Source organism: Paenibacillus sp. 01T424 (assembly GCF_056398745.1).
The window spans coordinates 106,454-124,891 of sequence record NZ_JBFTPZ010000004.1 but is presented as its reverse complement, the minus strand read 5'-3'; the positions used below and the strand labels follow the sequence as shown (position 1 = coordinate 124,891).

The following is an 18,438-nucleotide window of genomic DNA, read 5'->3' as shown; positions in this document are numbered from 1 at the left end:
TACCGTTGCGTGTCTATTTACCTCTATATGTGTGTAGCGCTGGTCGTTGTTTTTTTTGTAGCTCCGAGTCTGCTTGCACCAACAAACATAGCGGTGATTAAGCCAATGCTGCCCACACAAATGCTGAGTATAAAGCCGTGATTGATCGCTGTTGCCAGCGCCTCTTGCAGAAACTTGCGTATTTGCGGGTCTAGCTGACCGCCTGCTCGCATGAGCAGTTCTGGATTGGCTAGAGTATTGATTTTGTCAGAAGGAATGCCAGCCTTATCTGCACCTGCCGTAATTAATCGATGCAAGTTGTTATTTACAATCGTCGCCATAATAGATGCACCCAATATGCCGCCAATGTTGCGCCAGAAGCCGACGATAGATGAGCTGACGCCCATATATTTAGGATCAACGTTTGCAGCAATCGAGCTCTGTGCGACACTCATTAGAGGACCGACGGCGCCAAAGCCAAGCAGAATCATAAGTACAATCATATAGCCGCTGGAAGCATGAGCGCTAACTGTAGAAAGCAGCGTAGCTACAATAATAGTCATTAGCATAGTGAACAGCATGAGTGTACGGAAGGCGAATTTGGATTGCAGGAAACCAAATAGAATAGCACCCCCGATTAACGAGGCCATCATAGGCGTCAATACGCCGTTTGAGTTGCTATTTCCTAACACCCCTACCGTAAAGCTAGGCAAATACGTAATGGCGGAGAACATAATGACGCCCTGGCAGAAGCAAAGAATACTTGTGCCCAAGACCATCTTATTTTTAAAGATGCTCAGAGGAAGGACGGGTTCAGGAGCACGCAGCTCGACAAAAATAAACAGAGCGCCAATTACAGCTGAAATCGTGAATAAGCTAATTTCCTGCCAGGAACTCCATGCGTAGGTTTTGCCGCCCCATTCGAGCGCTAGCATTAAGGAGACCGTAGTAATGATCAAAAACAAGGTTCCCAAATAATCGATTTTTGGTTTTTTCTCGGAACGTGTTTCTTTGAGCGCAATCATCAGAACAATCATGGATGCCAAACCGATGGGAATGTTGATATAGAAGTTCCATCTCCAACCAAAGTGTTCGGCAATGAAGCTGCCGAGCTGCGGGCCTGCAACGGAGGATAGGCCGAAGATCGCACCGAATACGCCAGACATTTTTGCTGCATCCTTCGGATCTTTAAATATCGTATAAATAATGGTGAAGCTGATTGGGAACAAGGCGCCGGAGCCAATCCCTTGAATGACGCGGAACCAGATGAGCTGATCAGCACTCTGAGCGATACCGCATAAGGCGGAGCCGATCAAGAACATGCCAATACCAATCATATAAAACATTTTTCTGCCGAATAGGTCGGACATTTTGCCGAAAACGAGCATCGTGCTTGTTGCTGCCAGCATGTAGGCGGTAAATACCCAGCTGACTTTATCGAAAATGTTAAAGTCCTGACTGAGCTTGTTAATGCAGGAGGCCACAATCGTATTGTCCAAAGATGCCATTAATAACCCTAGTGCCATGGCAAGAATGATGAGGTTATTGTTTGAACGTGATTTTTCCATCCTAAACCCTCTTTTCCTCTTCTAATTTATCCATACGATCCAGCCCCTCTTGGATCGCTTCCAGCTTAGCACTATATTCCTTAATTCCGATTTCAATGCATATGATATGTCCAGGCTGCATGCTGCTTTTATATAGGGCGTACTTATCGCGCAGCTGATCGAGCTGTGTCTGTGTATACTCTTGTGCCTGCTTCAACCACATAACTACCATGTCATTACCTACCAGCTGGCCGAAATAAAGCCGCATCAGGAAATCTGATTTAACCGTATCCGTTTCCATCGGGCTGTGCAGATATTCGTAAAATCTACTTTTTCCAGCCTCTGTGATGGTGAACACATTTTTATTCGGCTTGCCCTCTTGCTGCACATTTTCCTTCGTGATCAATGCCTCTTTTTCCATCCGATGCAGCATCGGATAAATCGTTCCATAGCTTGAGCTATAGAAATAAGAGAAAATATCCTCGAACAATTGTTTAATTTCATAACCGGATAATGATCGTCTCATAAGCATGCCTAAAATAACGTCCTGACTGTTCAAAGCAAATGTGCCTCCTTGTCTTTTTACTTAGGATAGAATGGGAATAGGTGTAATAAATATCCATATTTATATTACGATCCATAATATATCACTCCGATATAGGTGGTGTCAATATTTAGAAATAAAACAATTGGTAAATAAAAAAGGTTTAGTAGATCATTCACTTTTCATAAAATTCTACCTAACGATAGGTTGAAAAATAATAATAAGAGTGATATGCTAAAACAAATTCAAGGTACAGGAGGAGTTGCAATGAGTAAAAGCGAGGAAACATTGGCATCCATCAAAGAAGTGAGCTATCAACTATTTGCAGAGGTGGGCATTACGAAAACGACGTATTCGATGATTGCCAAAGCGGTTGGAATAGCTAAACCCTCTATTTATTATTACTTTAAATCGAAAGAAGATCTCATAGCGGCAATTTTTGAAGACTTGTGCAGCGCGATTCAGTTCTCGACATTTTTTGAAATGGATACTTTTACAAAAGATAATTTTGAGGAGAAGCTTGTTGAGCTCGGAATCCATATGATTGATGAGCAGGCTAAGGACCCTTATTATAATCGTGTCGTACAGGAATATATGTTAATGGCAACAAGGTATCCCTTTTATCACGAGAAGCTGCTTATGATCCAAAAAGGGTATTTGTACGGCTTTGAGATGCTGATGGAGAAAGCTAAACATTTTGGACTTGTTTCAGATCAGGCGAGTGCTGCCAAAGCACATATGCTTGCCTTAGTGCTTGATAACATTGGCAACTTTATGATGCTGGTTGAACATATTGATTATAAACAGATCTGGGTAGAGGCTGTAAGCGGCGTTTTCAAAGGAAGTGATGCTAGTGGAAGCAAGTAAACGATTGATTGGGCTGGATTTTGCCCGTGCATGGGCACTGTTCGGTATGCTTATCGTAAACTTCATTGTAATTACAAATGCTGAGCATAATGGCCCCGCGTGGTTGATTACTGTTACTTCGTTATTTCAAGGACGAGCCTCGGCTTTATTCGTTTTACTTGCTGGCATAGGCATTTCGCTCATGTCTCGGAAAGCTGTTGCTAGTCACGATAAAGCAAAGATTATAGCTGTTCGCCAAATGATTTGGAAAAGATCGCTGTTCTTGTTTGTAATCGGATTACTGCTATATGTTATGGAATGGACAGGCGATATTTTACATTATTATGGTGTTTATCTGTTCATGGCAGCAGTGCTAATTACGGTAAGAGACAGGATATTGTATGGACTGGGCGCAGCTATATTAATAACAGCACAATGCCTTCAGCTTGTATTCGATACCTTTAAAGGATGGGGCGGTCCTGTACCGTTTATGCATTATGTGGATTTTTGGACGTTGGAAGGTTTTGTTCGCAATTTATTTTTTAATGGCTATCATCCTATATTTCCATGGTTTTGTTTCTTCATCATCGGACTCTTGATAGGAAGAATAGATTTTCATAACAAGGCGCTTCGAATGAAGCTGCTGATCATTGGAGCAAGTGTCACGATTACCATGGAGCTGCTGTCAAAAATGCTAACTTATTTGTTCATCCCGAGCATGGGTAGCGAAAGTGCTGAGTTTTTGTTCAGCACAGGTCCGATTCTGCCGAATGTTTTGTACATATTATCTGCATCGGGTTCGGCTATTGCCTTCTTAATTCTAAGTCTGTTCTTGACTGAAAAATACGATAAAAGCTGGTTTATAAACGTTATCGTACAAACAGGCCAGTTAACGTTGACTCATTATGTGAGCCATGTGGTAATTGGTATCGGTGTTCTCATTGCACTAAATCGACTGGAAAACCAATCGTTGATATTCGCCTCTATATACTCATTTTGTTTTTTCTTATTTAGCATTTTATGTAGTGTGCTTTGGCGTAAGAGATTTTCAAGAGGGCCGATTGAACTGCTGATGAGGAAAATTACGGGATAAAGCGGCAAGCTTATCCATCCGCATTCTTTTACAATAACGAAGTTAACGAAAACACCACTCTATCAGGAGTGGTGTTTTTGTTTTAGATTAACCTTATAGTTTGGTTAAGAGGTAGCTTTGACCGCCTGACCTTTGGGATGACGAGGAGCAGCATAAGTGCTCGGATTAGCTTTGCTCATTGCTTTTCTCTGCTGCACATTGTTTCGAACAAGCGCGAAGATGACGAGCAAGGTGCCGAAAAACTCATAAGCGCTAATGTGGTAGCCTTGAAAAGCCATAATGACGAAAGTAGTAATCGGAACGAAATTAATAAACAATATGCCATTTAGCGGCGATAATAATTTGATGCCTGCATTCCAGCATAACAAAGCAGCTAATCCAGGCAATAGAATCATAAAGGACATTTCATATTTGATTGAAAGTATCGTTTCCCAAGTGGGTACAGGCAGCACGCCAAAGGTGGATGCAAGTGTAACGATAACAAAAGATACGGCGCTGCCGAGCAAACAGGTTAACGTGGAATAGCGGAGTATGGACCACTGTTTAAACTGCGTACCGCCCATGGAGTAGATCACCCATCCAACAACTCCTGTAAAGATGAGCAGGAGCGGGAACATATGTTGACCAGCCATCATGAAGAAAGCTAACTTTCCGTTCGTAATAACGAGTAATGCGCCTACAAGGGCGATGGCTACACTCGTCAGCATATATTTTTTGGGTGCGGTTTTTTTAGTGACCCACAATACCATAATAGATATCATTGGCATAAGCACTTCCATTATGGAAGCAGCGACGGTGCCGGATTCCCCCATGAGATGCTGTCCAAGGAATACGGCCATATTGTAGACTGTAAAGGCCATTGTCCCATAAAACAACAGAGATTTACCTCTGCCCTCTAAGCGGAATGCAGATTTACCCTCTTTCACTAGCAAGAGCACGCTCAGAATGATTGCAACGACAAAATAGCGAATAAACGAGAAATAAAATGGATCAATTTGCTGTAAAGCAACGTGGGCTACAGGAAACATGGCTCCCCACGACATACTTGCAACGAGGCAAAGTATAGAGCCGATAATGACTTGTTTTTTAAGCACGAGTGGTCTCTCTCCCTAAAAGAAATTATGCCGAGTTATTGTCTATTTCCAATGATAGGGGGTTGCAAGACGATAGTAAAACGATTGAAAATAAAGTTTATCATCATTTATAATGATATCTAACATATAAGATCATCTGAAACGAATGGCAGTGGAGGGGTGCGCTTGGAATTCAAGGATTTGAAAATTTTTCAAACCGTAGCAGCACACGGGAGTATCAGCAAAGCAGCGCTCGAGCTGAATTACGTGCAATCAAATGTAACAGCAAGAATTAAACTACTGGAAAAAGAGCTGGATACGCCATTATTTTATCGCCATAAGCGCGGAATGATTTTAAATACGGAAGGCAAACGTCTGCTCGAGCATTCGAAAGAGATCTTGTCCAAAATGGAAGAAATGAAGCGTACCTTTCACAATAAAACAAATCCTTCCGGTGTCCTAGAAATCGGAATTGTGGAAACCGTTATCGCGCTTCCTCATATTTTATCGTCGTATTACAGCAAGTATCCTAATGTAGAATTATCGCTGAAAGCCGGAGTGACGGATCAGCTGCTGCAAGAAGTTCTGGATATGAAGTTGGATGGCGCTTTTGTTACCGGACCAATCAGGCATCCCTTAATCGAGCAAGTAGAGGTTATTCAAGAAAAGCTAGTGCTGGTGACCAAAGGTGATGCGTTCTCGATGGACGACATTACGACAAAACCGCTCTTGCTCTACAACAAAGGCTGCGGCTACCGCGGGAGACTGGAAAGCTGGATGAAGGTAGAAGGCATTATTCCAAAACAAATTATGGAGTTTGGCACTTTTGGGACGATTATTGGCAGTGTCGCAGCGGGGGTAGGCATAACGATTATTCCCGAATCCTCGATTGTTGATTTGGCTGCTAACGGCACCGTTTACTGTCATAGTGTACCTGAGCCATATCGTGATATTACGACGATTTTTATTCGGCGCAAGGATTCCTATTTAACGAGTACATTACAATGCTTTATTGATGAAATTATTGCTCGGACAAGCGGAGTGCAATCGAATATGATATGAAAAAAAGTCGGTGCAGGGATTACGCCTGCACCGACTTTTTTCATAGCCTTTGATTATTCGAACCACTGTCTCGGCCCTATCGTGTGGAAGCTCTCCGTCTGATCTGGATTCAAAGCATCTTGGATACGTTTATAAGTAAAGTCACTCAATGGTCTAGGCAGATCATCAATACTGCAGTACTGGCAGGCTGTAATTTCTTTATAACAAGGTTGAGGAGCTTGATTGTTTACGTTTTTGCAAATGAAAACAAAGTGGTGCATATCATGATGCGGCTCGTAGTATACACCTGTTAATCGATCTACAGTTACCTCGAGACCTGTTTCTTCTAATACTTCTCTTCTCGCAGTTTCCTGCGCAGACTCGTTTTGTTCGGATAACCCGCCGGGTATTTCCCAATTGTATTTACCATAGTTATGTTTCACCAGCAGAACACGATTTTCAGAATCAACGATAATAGCAGCCGCACCAACCGGTTTGTTTGACAATTAAAGTCCTCCTAGTTATCTGTATGAATAATGGCATTCTCTATACGGAACCATATGGAAAAAAGTTGCAGCGATATTTACAATACCTTCACCCTGAGATAATAGAGCAATGATATCTTCTTGTTATGATGAGGCAGTCATGTTTATGTGGATTGTCAAAATTGTTTACAAAGGAGATTATTATGAACTACGTCAACAAAAAGGTATTATCTATTCTGTTATCCTTGGCATTATTGCTTGGTTTGCTCGGAGCAGCCGCACCATCCCCGGTCGCTGCTGCTTCTGCGACTGAGCCGGTGACGTTACTGCCGGGAAATTCGGTTTGGAAATATTACGATAAAGGTATAAATCAAGGCACAGTATGGAGGTCTACTTACGACGATTCAGCGTGGAGCTCAGGCAGTGCCCCGCTTGGTTATAAGGATTCTGGCGCAATAATTAGTGCAGCTGGTTTTGGCGCACTGAAAACAATCGTAGATTATGGAACGAATAAAAGTAAAAAACCTCGGACGACATATTTTCGGACGAATCTGAATGTAGATAAGAACAGCATGGATCATTATGGACAGCTGCTAGCTACCTTTGCCATTGATGATGGTGCAGTGGTTTATGTAAATGGAGTAGAGGTTGTCCGTCTGGGCATGCCGATAGGTGATATTGAGTATTCTACAGCGGCATCTTCGAATGCGAGTGATCCCGTTGTTTATCCAGATGTAGACCTAACAGCACCATTAAAGGCTGCCTTAAAAGACGGTAACAATGAGCTTGCTGTTGAGGTTCATCAGCAAAGCGACGGCAGCTCCGACCTCTTTTTTGATATGAAGCTTATTGCTCTGCAAGAGGCACCGAAGGTAGAAGTAAGTAAAGTGACGGTCACTTTCAATGGTGATCCTGTCAGTTCGAAAGGATTTACATGGTACACGCCGTTTGATGCGAGTCGAGTGAGTCAAAGTGATTTGCAAGTGGTAGAAAAAACTGGTGCTGCAGCGGATTTTACGAACGCAACGGCATTTACGGGTCGTTCAACCATTGCTAATAATTCCTTGGCAGAGCTTGTTCATAAAGCGGAAGCGACGGGCTTGAAAGCAAACACGACATATTTCTTCCGTGTCGGCGATCAATCGTTGAATTTGTGGAGTGAAACAGGAACATTCCAAACCGCACCAACAGGCGGAGCGTTCTCCTTTATTGATTTAACGGATACACAAGCGAAGGAAGAGGACGAGGCGCAAACATCGGGCTCAACCATTGCTAAGGCGCTGGAAACTGTGCCAGATGCAAAGTTCGTCGTTCATAATGGCGATGTAGTTGAGAACGGAACAACCGAGCAGGAGTGGAATTGGCTGCTTGGACATTCACAACCAAGTTTGCTGAATACAACGATTGTACCTTCAGCAGGTAACCATGAAAATAAAAACTATGCGTTTTACGATCATTTTAATGTGAAGCAAGCTGAAAATTCAGCAACAGTAACAGGTGCTTATTATTCGTACGATTACAGCAATGCTCACTTTATCGTGCTGAATTCGAACGAGAACTCAACTGAGTATGCGAATTTCTCTGTAGAGCAAGTAGAATGGTTGAAGAAAGACGCGACAGCAGCGAAAGCGGCAGGCGCAGAGTGGATCATCGTTAATATTCACAAAGGTCCATATACAACTTCAAACCATGCGACGGACAGCGATATTATGGGCGCTAACGGCGTAAGAAACAAAATCGCTCCACTCATGAATGAACTAGGCATTGATTTTGTACTTCAAGGACATGACCATATCTTTGCTCGTACAAAACCAATTAAAAAGGATGGAACTGCAGAAGCGGTTGAAAAAATTACAGAAACTCTAAATGGACAAACGATTGAATATGCAGTAAAGCCTGACGGCACGATTTATATGATTCCAGCTACAGCTGGTGCGAAGGTATACTTCAAAAACCAGAAAGTACAGCTTGGCGATGCGTATTATAATCTCTTCGACAAAGCTGACGAAAATCATGCTCGCAAGTATGGCGACACGACAAGTGCTGCACGTGGAAAGGTACAGAACTTCGTTGGCGTTAACATTGACGGAGGTAAACTAACAGCAGTTGTTTATGAAATTGACCAGCAAGTAAATGCAGGTAAGCCATTCATCGTTGATCAATTCGGTATTACGAAGGAAGACAAGCCTGATTACAGCAAAGAAAAAGTAAGCAAGGTTACAGTAACCTTTAACGGCGACCCAGTAAGCTCCAAAGGTTTTGCATGGTACACTTCACTACTTCTTAAAGGCAATGACCTGCAAGTAGTAGAGAAAACGAACGAAGCGCCAGATTTCACAAAAGCAATTAATTTTGCAGGGCGTTCTACCGTTTCTTCCAACTCACCTTCTGAGCTTGTTCATAAGGCAGAAGCAACGGGCTTGAAGGCGAATACGTCGTACAATTTCCGTGTGGGTGACGCGGCACTGAACATTTGGAGTGAAGTAGGAACATTCCAAACCGCACCAGTAAATGGAGCATTCACATTCATCGACTTGGCGGATACACAAGCCAAAGAAGAAGATGAGGCGAAGCTTTCAGCTGAGACGCTGGAGAAAGCACTAGCTACAGTACCAAGCGCACAATTCGTTGTGCACAACGGTGATATTGTAGACACAGGCACAAAAGAAGAGCAGTGGAACTGGCTGCTTGGTCATTCACAAGAAAGCCTGCTTAACACAACCATTGCACCATCAGCAGGTAACCATGAAGATAAGAACAATGCATTCTACGAGCATTTTAATATCAAACAAGCAGAGAACTCTGCAACGGTAACGGGCGCATACTACTCGTACGATTACAGCAACGCACACTTTGTTGTGCTGAACTCGAATGAGACTTCGGCAAAATATGCGAACTTCTCCGAGGCGCAAGTCGAGTGGTTGAAGAAAGACGTGGAAGCAGCGAAAGCAGCAGGCTCGCAGTGGATTATTGTCAACATTCACAAAGGTCCATATACGACTTCAAACCATGCAACGGACAGCGATATTATGGGCGCTAACGGCGTAAGAAACCAAATCGCACCGATTATGGCAGAGCTCGGAATTGACTTTGTAGTACAAGGTCATGACCATATCTATGCCCGTACAAAACCGATCAAAAAAGATGGAACAGCAGCAGCAACAGAGAAGATTACTGAAACACTGAACGGTGAAAAGATTGAGTATACGGTGAATCCGGATGGTTCAATCTACATGATTCCTGCAACAGCAGGTCCGAAGGTATACTACAAGAATGTTAAACCAGCACTTGGCGAAGCTTATTACAATCTGTTCGAGCGTGCGGAAGAGAACCATGCGGCTAAACACGGCCCAGATAAGAACGACAGTACACGTCCAGTTCGTGGTCAAGTACAAAACTTCGTTGGCATCACGATCGATGGCAACAAGCTAACGGCTGTAACATATGAAATTGACCAAACCTTGAACGATGCTAAACCGTTTATCGTAGATCAATTCGGTATTGTGAAGAAAGAAAAAACAGATCCGGGACCAGGTCCAGGAACAGGTCCGGGTACAAACCCAGAAACGAATCCAGGAAAAGATCCGGGAACTAACCCAGGTACAAATCCTGGTACAGGAACTGGCGGCGGAAATGAGTCGGAAGTTGTATTGAAGGACATTGCAGGCCACTGGGCAGCATCAGCTATCAATCAAGCTGTGAAAGCTGGTTTCGTTAAGGGTTATGAAGACAGCCAGTTCCGCCCGAATAAATCAGTTAATCGTGCAGAGTTTATCACGATGCTGGCTCGTGCGCTGGATCTCTCTGACTCAGGCAAAGCTTTAAGCTTCAAGGACTCTGATAAAATACCTGCATGGGCACAATCGTTTGTCACGCAGGCTGTTGAATCAGGTATCATTAGCGGTTATGCTGATGGCACATTTGGTCCTGAGAAGGAGCTGTCTCGTGCAGATATGGTCGCTATGATTGTTCGTGCAAGTGGAATAAAAGTAAATCCAAATGCTAAGCTTTCCTTTGCGGATTCCAAATCTGTTCCAGCATGGGCAGTTCCATACGTTGCAACCGCAGTGGAGGCGGGACTTGTTAGCGGCGTTGGCCAGAACCGTTTCGCTCCTCAGCAGATTGCCACTAGAGCAGAAGCAGTAGCACTCATTATTGGTTTGCTTAACAAAACGAAATAATCATAACTTTTATTCAGAAAAGCCTGCAGGCTTCACCAATTGGTGGAGCTTTGCAGGCTTTTTATTATGAAAAATACATGTATGTTAACGAGCGGCAGTGGCCAAAATATTGCCGATTGCTTGCTTCGCTTCATTTTTGATTTGTTCAAGTTGTTCGTAATCAACAGCTTGCGTATACAATTGCTCCCGTTCATCTTGCAATGTCTTTGCTTGAGATAGCTGCTGAACCGATGTTTTGATCTGCGCAGCGTAACGGTTTTTTATTTCGGTAATGATAGCTGAATGTGCTTCATCTGTTCCAGGTGTAATGCAGCTGGCATACATATCGATCATTTCATCGCCTGCACGATCGGGAAAGTACTCGTGTGGCGCTGTACTGTCGAAAATTGCGAAGCCAAGCTCACGAACGATGACCATATCTAAGCTGTTCGGATCGAAGCCGCAATGATAAATCTCAACATCCAGTCCGCGATCGACCCCGGCTGCAGCTATTTTTTTGAGCATGGTGGATTTGCCTGAACCAGCTCTGCCTTTAACGAAATATCGTTTTAGACCATCCGTCAGATTCGGGACAAAATCGAATGAGCCCTTAGCTGTAGCAGCGCCCAAAAAACGGTGATCAACACGACTTGTTTTCTCCAGCCTGTTATCGCCATAGAATGTATCGATGTACAAAGCTGTCAGCTCATCGGCTGCTTGGAAATTCATGTTCTGAATATAGACGCTCTCCCAGTCGTCATGAATACGAAGCGCCTCAGCAAAGCCAGCATAAGCTTGATCGTACGCCTGCGTAATTTGTGTACTTAAAATCTCGATCTCTGGCTTTAGCGTTTGCAGCTCTGCTGCATCTGCGGCCTCGCCGAGATGAATGTATTGAACGGATGCTCCTAGCAAAGCGGGATCAATAAAGCGCGGCGGTGTTCCATCGACAAGACCGAGACGGAGTGCGGGAACGATGAGTCCATCTAGCGAACCATTGTCGAAGGGGGAGTGCAGCAGCCAAATGTCATAGCCACTCTGCGCGATGTCGTCAGCTATAGAACGAATGAGGTTTGATCGTTCTAAAGCAGGTCCTTCTTTCAAAATAAATAAACGCTCCAAATCTTGCAAAGACGAGTCGAACAGGCTGGTCAAGCCGCGAGCTGTGTTTCCGTTCACATAGAAGTTTTTGATGATTCCAGTCATAACCGTCACACCTTCCTAGGCTAATGTCATGCTGCATACTCCATCGTATTATTTCCATGTTGAATTGGTGCTAGTATCCAATTTCCTTTATTGTGCCTTTAACGTAAGAACGGTAAGCTCTGGCCGGCAATGAAAACGAACGGGAATCCGTGTCATTCCTATCCCGCGAGTGGTATACACTTGCAATTTGCTGCTCGGTACCTGATACAAACCGGCAGTATACTTGCTCCCGTAGGGAGGTGTATACAGTGCCCCGACTAAAGGAATACGTACTTGTCCGCCATGGCTATGGCCTGACAATTGCAGGTCGACCGGATAGCGGGCGTACTCATCAGCAAAATCCGGCTCATGCGCGAGCAGAATGGTACTGGAACCGTCTGGAATGCCTTGCAAAGCCTGATCGATATTTGGGTGTCCAACCATCGGATCATCGACCCCGGCAATATAGAGCTGCGCTGAGCCCTTTGTTAACGGGACATGCTGGTTATCGAGCACATGGAATCCAGCTTTAGATAGCCCCTTCGTAACCGCTCTTCGATTGCCGAAGGCATCGTGATTGCCTAGAACGGCATATTGCCCAAATGGCGCTTGCAGCTTCGAGAGCTTCGAGAGGAAGGCTACGGCTTCCGGCATATAGGCGGTGGATTGATCGAGCAAATCTCCTGTAAAGCAAATAAGGTCTGGTTTTGCCTGCCTAACTTGCTCTGCAAGCTCAGTCAGCAGTTCAGGTTTAGAATGAAAGCCGAGATGCAGGTCACTGAAATGAACGATGCGAAAGGAGTTGAAGGAGGCAGGCAGCTTTGGGATGGCAACCTTCACCTGTTTAACCTCAATCCAATACGGCTCAACTAGGTGCGAATATACGCCGGATAAACCAGCGGTTCCCATAAGCCCCAAAGTTACATGCAAGCTCTTCTTCAAAAACGTCCGTCTACTCATAGGTGCTGAAGTTGATTGCATAATGCCTCCATTTTTCCTTGTTGATGTCTTCCAATGATGATCTGTAAGTGCAATCATAGTCCTTTTTTGTTACGCCAATGTGACAAAAAAATAAGGCACCGCAATAGGATTGTCGCAGCGCCTTTAATTCTTACTCGTATCTATAGGCAACGAGAAATAAAATGTAATTTCTTCGTTTTCAATATGAAAGCCAAACGGTGCTTCATGCTTCTGCAAAATCGTTCTCGCAATCGATAAGCCTAAGCCCGTTCCGCTAAGCTGTTTGTTGCGGGAGCTCTCCATTACGTAAAAGGGTTCCCATATCAAATCCCATTGTCGCTGCTCATCATTTTCAATCCCATTCGTGATCGAGAAAAGTAAAAAATCATCTTTATTCCGAGCAGTAATACGAATTTGTTGATTGGTTGAATATTTCATTGCATTGGAAATGAAATTGTTCAAAACCATCTCTATCTTCTGCTCATCAGCGAATATATGGTGCTGGTTTAGCAAGCTGTCATCTACAGATAGCTGAATAGCTTCCTGTTGAATGGAAAAACGATATTTTTGCAAGTTTCGATGGAGCAGCTGTTTGAAATCAAAGGTGTTCATCCGATAAAGGTCGGTTTGCAGCTTGGAGAGCTCAAGCAGCTTGCCCACCATCATCGCAATGTCATCGGTTTGCTGCTGGATAACATCAATATAGGTACCGTCGTCCATCCCGTCCTTTATTCCTGAAGAATAAGCCTTTATTAAGGATAGCGGGGTCTTCAGTTCATGCGAAATGTTGGCAATAAACTGCCGCAAGTTCTCATTTCTCGCTTCCAGCTCATGATGGGCATGCTCTAATTTATCACTCATTTGATTGATGCTCTCTGCTAAGGCTTCAATTTCATCGCCCGTACGAATATGAACCTTGGTAAACGATAAGCTTGAAATGCCTTCAGCTGCATCTTGTATTTTGGCAAGCGGTCGAACGATGCTTCTTGTAAAAAGTGCTGACAGGATGATCAGCAGCAGCAGCTCGCCTGCATAAGTATAGAGGGTAAATTGATTAACGATGGTTAATGTTTCTGCCGAGTGGGATATCGATTCACCGACTACAAAAACGATCTCATCTTTTTTCATAAAGGTAACGAGAAAGCTGGATTTCAGCTTCTCTTGATTGTAAATTTTTCTGACCATTTGATATTCGTTAAGCTTCTCAAGGCTTTCATTCGTGATCCAAAACTTGCTAAGCGTAATGCCTTTTTTATTTAAAAGACCTATAATTGTTTCATTTAGCGCATTCAAATTTGCTGTGACTGGTGTGTTTACAATGGTAACATCGTATTTGTTCTCAAGAGCCTCCATATTGCGCAATAACTGCTTTGTATCCATGGCATCAAGCTGCTCAGTTATAGCTGCAAGGGCATGCTTTTTTTTGTACAAAAGATATTTGGGCAAGAAAAACGAATTCATCACAATTGAGAAAATAACGACGATACAGAACACGAATAAAATGCGCCCAATCAACTTTTTGTTTAGCTTATTCATGCGGTTCTTCCAGGCTGTAGCCCATCCCTCTATGTGTTCTGATCAAATGATCGCCGATCTTTGCTCTAAGCCTGCGGATATGTGTATCGACAGTTCGTTCTTCGCCAAAATAATCGAACCCCCAAATACGATCGAGCAGAGCTTTCCGTGAAACGATGATCCCTCTGTTTTCAATGAGATACTTCATTAAGTGAAACTCTTTATTCGTAGCCTGCAGGTCGGTCTCATCTCTAAAAATTTTTTGGCTATCGATATCTACTTTTATATTTCCGATCGCAATTTGATTGTCCATATGAAGCAGCTTCTTTACTCGCAAAATCAATATACGCGGGTCAAACGGCTTGCTGACATACTCATCTGCTCCAGATTGAAGGGCGATGAGTTCATCCTCATCTTCCCCTTTTGCCGTCAGCATCAATACCTTCGTTTTGCTTTGTTTTTTGATTTCTTTGCATACCTCAATACCATTTACTTTAGGCATCATCCAATCTAATACTGCTAAATGGATGTTGTTTGAATAGAAAATGTTCAGCGCTTCTTCGCCATCCTGTGCTAGGAAGGTATGAAAGGCTTCTTTCTCAAAATACGCTTTTAAAATCTTGAGCATAAAGGGCTCATCATCGGCAATTAATATATTCATTAAAGGCTCCTTCCCAGCAATGTAGAGAGATAGAATACGTAAGGAATATGATACCTGTTATTAGAATAAGCTGTACATCTTGTTTTTGTTTCATACCAGCGGAGCGTCAGGTCAAGCGGCTGTAAGAAAACCATAACTAAATACGACCACGACTATGAGAAAAAATAAGACAACCAAACAAGCAGCTATTTTCATCTTATTATAAACCTGTCTCGTTGATCAGCTCTTCTCGGTTTCCGGCCACTTTAATCAGCTCCATGATTTTAGATGCACCTTCACCATTTTCAAAACTGCTCATATGCTCGGCGTATACGAATCGGTGCTCATACAGCTGCATAACCGCCTTAACAAAGCTTTGAGCGGTCATTTGCTCTTGAAGCAGCAGCTTGGCAAAGCCGGCCTGCTCAAAATATTGTGCATTCATAAACTGCCCCGTGCGGCTTCCACCTCTCGTATGCGGAATAAGCAGCATTGGCTTCTGCAGCGCAAGCAGCTCCATAATCGTGTTTGAGCCCGCACGGGAAACGACAACATCCGCCATCGCGAGTAAATCCGCAAGTTCCTTGCTGACAAATTCAAATGCTCTATAGCCAGCCATCGAGAGGGTATGATCAACCTTGCCTTTGCCGCAAATATGAACGATTTGAAAGGTGGCAAGCAGCTCATGCCTTGTTGTTTTCACCATTTGGTTAATGCTGTCTGCCCCTAGGCTGCCGCCCATAATAAGAAGAACGGGCTTCTCGGAAGTAAAGCCGCAAGCATGGAGCGCACGCTGAACGTTGTCCGACTTTAAATGTTGCTTCAAAATAGGCCCTGTATATACGGCTTTTGAATCGCGATAATTTGCTCCCGTCTCCCGGAAGGCCGTACACATCGTTGATGCAAACGGATAGGAAATTTTATTAGCCAGCCCCATATTCAGATCGGGTTCATAAATAACGACTGGCACCTTGTTAAGCCTCGCTGCGAGTACAACGGGAACTGCCACGAATCCACCTTTTGAAAAAACAACATGAGGCTTTCGTTTTTTGATGAGCCGGTAAGCTTGGAAAATGCCGCGAACGACCCGGAAACCATCGATTACATTTTCCCAAGCCCAATAACGCCTCAGCTTGCCGGTAGAAATCGGGTGGTACGTCACCTCTTTGTAGTCAGAAACTAGCTTTCTCTCGATACCTTGCTCTGACCCAATATAATGAACATCCCAATTTTGTTCCAAACACAGCGGGATGAGTACAAGATTGCCTGATACATGACCCGCAGTGCCTCCTCCAGTCAATACGATTGTTTTTCTCATGACAAAAACCCGCCATTTTGCAGCATTTCTTTTATTTCAGGTTTGCTCATCAGTACATGATCCGAATGGTAATGATCGAATTGCACGGGTGTACGACCGGCGTAAGTTTCATGTAGTCCATCAATTGGGAATGGAGGCAAAATGACATAATAGTCCTCATCCAAATGAATGGAGCTCATGCTTTCGAGTTCGGAAATCAATGATTCACACATACGCTCACCAAGGCGAGCGCCTGTCTCACGGATTGGAATGTCGGATGCCGCCAGCTCCTCAATTAATACCTCAGCGAGGTCCTGTATGCGGCAGCCTTGCATTCTCATGACGTAAACCTCACCACCGCTGCTTTCATCCGTTGCTTTGAGCAGCAGCGATACGGCCTCTTCCAACGCTAAGAAGAAACGAGTCATTCTTTTATCGGTTAGGTTGATCTGCAATCCCTGTTCAATTTGCTGTTTAAAAATAGGCACCACGCTGCCTGTCGATCCGAGCACGTTGCCGCTGCGCACACATACAAATTTGGTCTTGCCCTCTCTTAAATTAGCATGGACGATGAGCTTCTCGCCGATGGCTTTGGTCATGCCGTAGGTGCTCGATGGATGGGAGGCCTTATCGGTTGATACGTAAATGACCTTCTCCACGCCGTTTTTGATCGCGGCTTGAATGACATTTTGCGTGCCAATTACATTCGTTTTCATGGCACTGTCCGGCTGCTGCTCACAGATTGGCACATGCTTTAAGGCAGCTAAGTGATAAATAAAATCCGCCTGTTGGCAGGCCTGCATGAGTTCATATTTATCGCGTATATCTCCAATAATGAAGGTTAACTTGGGATGATGATGAAATTCGTGCATCATTTCGACTTGAAGCGCTTCGTTTCGGGAAAAAATACGGATTTCCTTAGGTTCTCTCTCTAACAGCCGCTTTACGAGCTCCCGCCCCCAAGACCCTGTTCCTCCGGTAACGACGATCGTTTTATTTTTCAAAACTTGTTCCTCCCGTTTATCTGAACGATGAATAAGAACAAGCATAAAGTTTGAATGTTACACCAATATGGCAAAAATCATTTACGGCATGAGGTCATGCGATAGCGGTTCTATTTACAAATAAAATAAGCCCTCATCAGGAGAGCTTATGCTAAATTGGGATAGACTCATTTTCTCCTATACAGACGATGAACGATGCTTGCCAGGAGAATGCCGAGCATAAACCCTGAAATTGGAGCTACAACAGCTATCCCGATATAGTTGGAGCTGGATGTGAAGATTAGCTTTAATGTTAAAGTCAGCAATGTACAAAATAAAACAATTGCCCAATATACCATTTTGAGTTTTGTGGCAGCGCCTGTATAAGCAGATTCCAATTTAGCTTTATTTATAAAGCGGTATAACAGCATTGCCTCTATAACTAGACCGACGATGGATAGCGTTCGCTGAAACCATTTGTATAGCGGTATCCCGGCAATTGATTCACGAAGAACAGGAAATGTAGTAACGAACATACCTGAATAGTGCGTGCAAGCATCGATTAAAAGATGTGAATAGAAACCAATGATGACGGAAACGAGAAACACCAGCCAGCTCTGCACCGTGTTAAATTTCCATCCATGGGCGAGGCTGTAGGCTTTACGATCCAAATTCCCAAGCGCAGGCAGGTTCTTGGCTAAGGGAACTTTTACAACATAATGAAACAAATAAGCGAGCATAATGCTCAGCGGTATCGCTTGATAGATCAACCCGCCAAAGGAATGTCCGATCGTCTGATAGGGCTCAAGCGCAATAAAATATTCAAAGTCAGGAGACATACTCCCGAGAATAAGACCAGTTAAGCTAAAATAAGCAGGCTTTGCCGCTTTTAAAGGTGCAATATATAGCGGATGAGCAAAGGTGAACGGCAATTCGGCACCTCCTAATGGGTCTATTTTAAAATAGGAAGACGGTACTTTTAAAAGAAATGTAACATATAGGCCAAGGGAGGGGCATTAACATAATAATTGGGCGCTTTCCCCCCTTGTTTTAATGAGGTAATTTTGGGACAATAATAAGCAGATTGTTT

At 43.7% G+C, this 18,438-nt stretch carries 15 protein-coding genes; 4 read left to right on the top strand and 11 right to left on the bottom strand.

The genetic code is table 11. The features are described from left to right. Positions 1-23: 23 nt before the first annotated feature. The gene (locus AC1DPK_RS05135; protein ID WP_441878334.1) at positions 24-1,547 is read right to left on the bottom strand and encodes a DHA2 family efflux MFS transporter permease subunit; all 1,524 of its coding nucleotides are present in this window, start codon (positions 1,545-1,547) and stop codon (positions 24-26) included. Position 1,548: 1 nt separating this feature from the next. After that, positions 1,549-2,085, bottom strand: a complete 537-nt coding sequence (locus AC1DPK_RS05130; RefSeq protein ID WP_441878336.1) for a PadR family transcriptional regulator — start codon at positions 2,083-2,085, stop codon at positions 1,549-1,551. A 252-nt stretch (positions 2,086-2,337) separates the two neighbouring features. Between AC1DPK_RS05130 and AC1DPK_RS05125 the strand changes: the two genes are divergently transcribed. Then, entirely contained in the window at positions 2,338-2,937 is a 600-nt protein-coding gene (locus AC1DPK_RS05125; RefSeq protein ID WP_441878338.1) for a TetR/AcrR family transcriptional regulator, read from the top strand. Continuing rightward, complete coding sequence (locus AC1DPK_RS05120; protein ID WP_441878340.1) at positions 2,924-4,009, top strand: DUF418 domain-containing protein; 1,086 nt, start codon at positions 2,924-2,926, stop codon at positions 4,007-4,009. Before AC1DPK_RS05125 ends, AC1DPK_RS05120 begins: the two co-directional genes overlap by 14 nt. A 104-nt stretch (positions 4,010-4,113) precedes the next feature. Here AC1DPK_RS05120 and AC1DPK_RS05115 read toward each other — a convergent pair whose 3' ends face one another. Next, entirely contained in the window at positions 4,114-5,052 is a 939-nt protein-coding gene (locus tag AC1DPK_RS05115) for a DMT family transporter (RefSeq protein WP_441878490.1), read from the bottom strand. Positions 5,053-5,268: 216 nt separating this feature from the next. Here AC1DPK_RS05115 and AC1DPK_RS05110 point away from each other — a divergent pair, with 216 nt between their 5' ends. Continuing rightward, positions 5,269-6,144, top strand: coding sequence for a LysR family transcriptional regulator (locus tag AC1DPK_RS05110; RefSeq protein WP_441878342.1), 876 nt, complete (start codon positions 5,269-5,271; stop codon positions 6,142-6,144). Positions 6,145-6,197: 53 nt separating this feature from the next. Here AC1DPK_RS05110 and AC1DPK_RS05105 read toward each other — a convergent pair whose 3' ends face one another. Then, positions 6,198-6,629, bottom strand: a complete 432-nt coding sequence (locus AC1DPK_RS05105; protein ID WP_441878344.1) for an NUDIX hydrolase — start codon at positions 6,627-6,629, stop codon at positions 6,198-6,200. A 182-nt stretch (positions 6,630-6,811) separates the two neighbouring features. On the opposite strand from AC1DPK_RS05105, the gene AC1DPK_RS05100 reads away from it, so the two are divergent. Continuing rightward, the gene (locus tag AC1DPK_RS05100) at positions 6,812-10,789 is read left to right on the top strand and encodes an S-layer homology domain-containing protein (RefSeq protein ID WP_477509538.1); all 3,978 of its coding nucleotides are present in this window, start codon (positions 6,812-6,814) and stop codon (positions 10,787-10,789) included. 84 nt (positions 10,790-10,873) lie between these two features. Here AC1DPK_RS05100 and AC1DPK_RS05095 read toward each other — a convergent pair whose 3' ends face one another. The 7 genes from AC1DPK_RS05095 to AC1DPK_RS05065 form a co-directional block, all read right to left on the bottom strand. Next, positions 10,874-11,974: a PRK06851 family protein gene (locus AC1DPK_RS05095; RefSeq protein WP_441878348.1), complete on the bottom strand. Its 1,101-nt coding sequence runs from the start codon at positions 11,972-11,974 to the stop codon at positions 10,874-10,876. Between the two features lie 87 nt (positions 11,975-12,061). Further along, the gene (locus AC1DPK_RS05090) at positions 12,062-12,934 is read right to left on the bottom strand and encodes a metallophosphoesterase (protein WP_477509537.1); all 873 of its coding nucleotides are present in this window, start codon (positions 12,932-12,934) and stop codon (positions 12,062-12,064) included. A gap of 123 nt (positions 12,935-13,057) precedes the next feature. Then, positions 13,058-14,449, bottom strand: coding sequence for a sensor histidine kinase (locus tag AC1DPK_RS05085; RefSeq protein ID WP_477509536.1), 1,392 nt, complete (start codon positions 14,447-14,449; stop codon positions 13,058-13,060). Then, positions 14,442-15,089 carry a response regulator transcription factor gene (locus AC1DPK_RS05080; RefSeq protein ID WP_339205626.1) on the bottom strand — a complete coding sequence of 216 codons (648 nt, stop codon included), beginning with the start codon at positions 15,087-15,089 and terminating at the stop codon, positions 14,442-14,444. Before AC1DPK_RS05080 ends, AC1DPK_RS05085 begins: the two co-directional genes overlap by 8 nt. A 199-nt stretch (positions 15,090-15,288) precedes the next feature. Beyond that, positions 15,289-16,386 (bottom strand): undecaprenyldiphospho-muramoylpentapeptide beta-N-acetylglucosaminyltransferase, encoded by a 1,098-nt coding sequence (locus tag AC1DPK_RS05075; protein WP_477509535.1) that lies wholly within the window; start codon positions 16,384-16,386, stop codon positions 15,289-15,291. Beyond that, positions 16,383-17,369: an SDR family NAD(P)-dependent oxidoreductase gene (locus AC1DPK_RS05070; RefSeq protein WP_477509534.1), complete on the bottom strand. Its 987-nt coding sequence runs from the start codon at positions 17,367-17,369 to the stop codon at positions 16,383-16,385. Before AC1DPK_RS05070 ends, AC1DPK_RS05075 begins: the two co-directional genes overlap by 4 nt. Positions 17,370-17,536: 167 nt before the next feature. Continuing rightward, on the bottom strand, positions 17,537-18,280 hold the full coding sequence (locus tag AC1DPK_RS05065; RefSeq protein ID WP_477509533.1) for a DUF4184 family protein: 744 nt from the start codon (positions 18,278-18,280) through the stop codon (positions 17,537-17,539). Between the last annotated feature and the right edge of the window lie 158 nt (positions 18,281-18,438).

Excerpts from the sequence above, each read along its gene's own strand:
- AC1DPK_RS05095 (WP_441878348.1), bottom strand. The coding sequence starts at position 11,974 with ATGACTGGAATCATCAAAAACTTCTATGTGAACGGAAACACAGCTCGC.
- AC1DPK_RS05090 (WP_477509537.1), bottom strand. The coding sequence starts at position 12,934 with ATGCAATCAACTTCAGCACCTATGAGTAGACGGACGTTTTTGAAGAAG.
- AC1DPK_RS05115 (WP_441878490.1), bottom strand. The coding sequence starts at position 5,052 with ATGTCGTGGGGAGCCATGTTTCCTGTAGCCCACGTTGCTTTACAGCAA.
- AC1DPK_RS05125 (WP_441878338.1), top strand. The coding sequence starts at position 2,338 with ATGAGTAAAAGCGAGGAAACATTGGCATCCATCAAAGAAGTGAGCTAT.
- AC1DPK_RS05080 (WP_339205626.1), bottom strand. The coding sequence starts at position 15,089 with ATGAATATATTAATTGCCGATGATGAGCCCTTTATGCTCAAGATTTTA.
- AC1DPK_RS05085 (WP_477509536.1), bottom strand. The coding sequence starts at position 14,449 with ATGAATAAGCTAAACAAAAAGTTGATTGGGCGCATTTTATTCGTGTTC.
- AC1DPK_RS05135 (WP_441878334.1), bottom strand. The coding sequence starts at position 1,547 with ATGGAAAAATCACGTTCAAACAATAACCTCATCATTCTTGCCATGGCA.
- AC1DPK_RS05075 (WP_477509535.1), bottom strand. The coding sequence starts at position 16,386 with ATGAGAAAAACAATCGTATTGACTGGAGGAGGCACTGCGGGTCATGTA.
- AC1DPK_RS05100 (WP_477509538.1), top strand. The coding sequence starts at position 6,812 with ATGAACTACGTCAACAAAAAGGTATTATCTATTCTGTTATCCTTGGCA.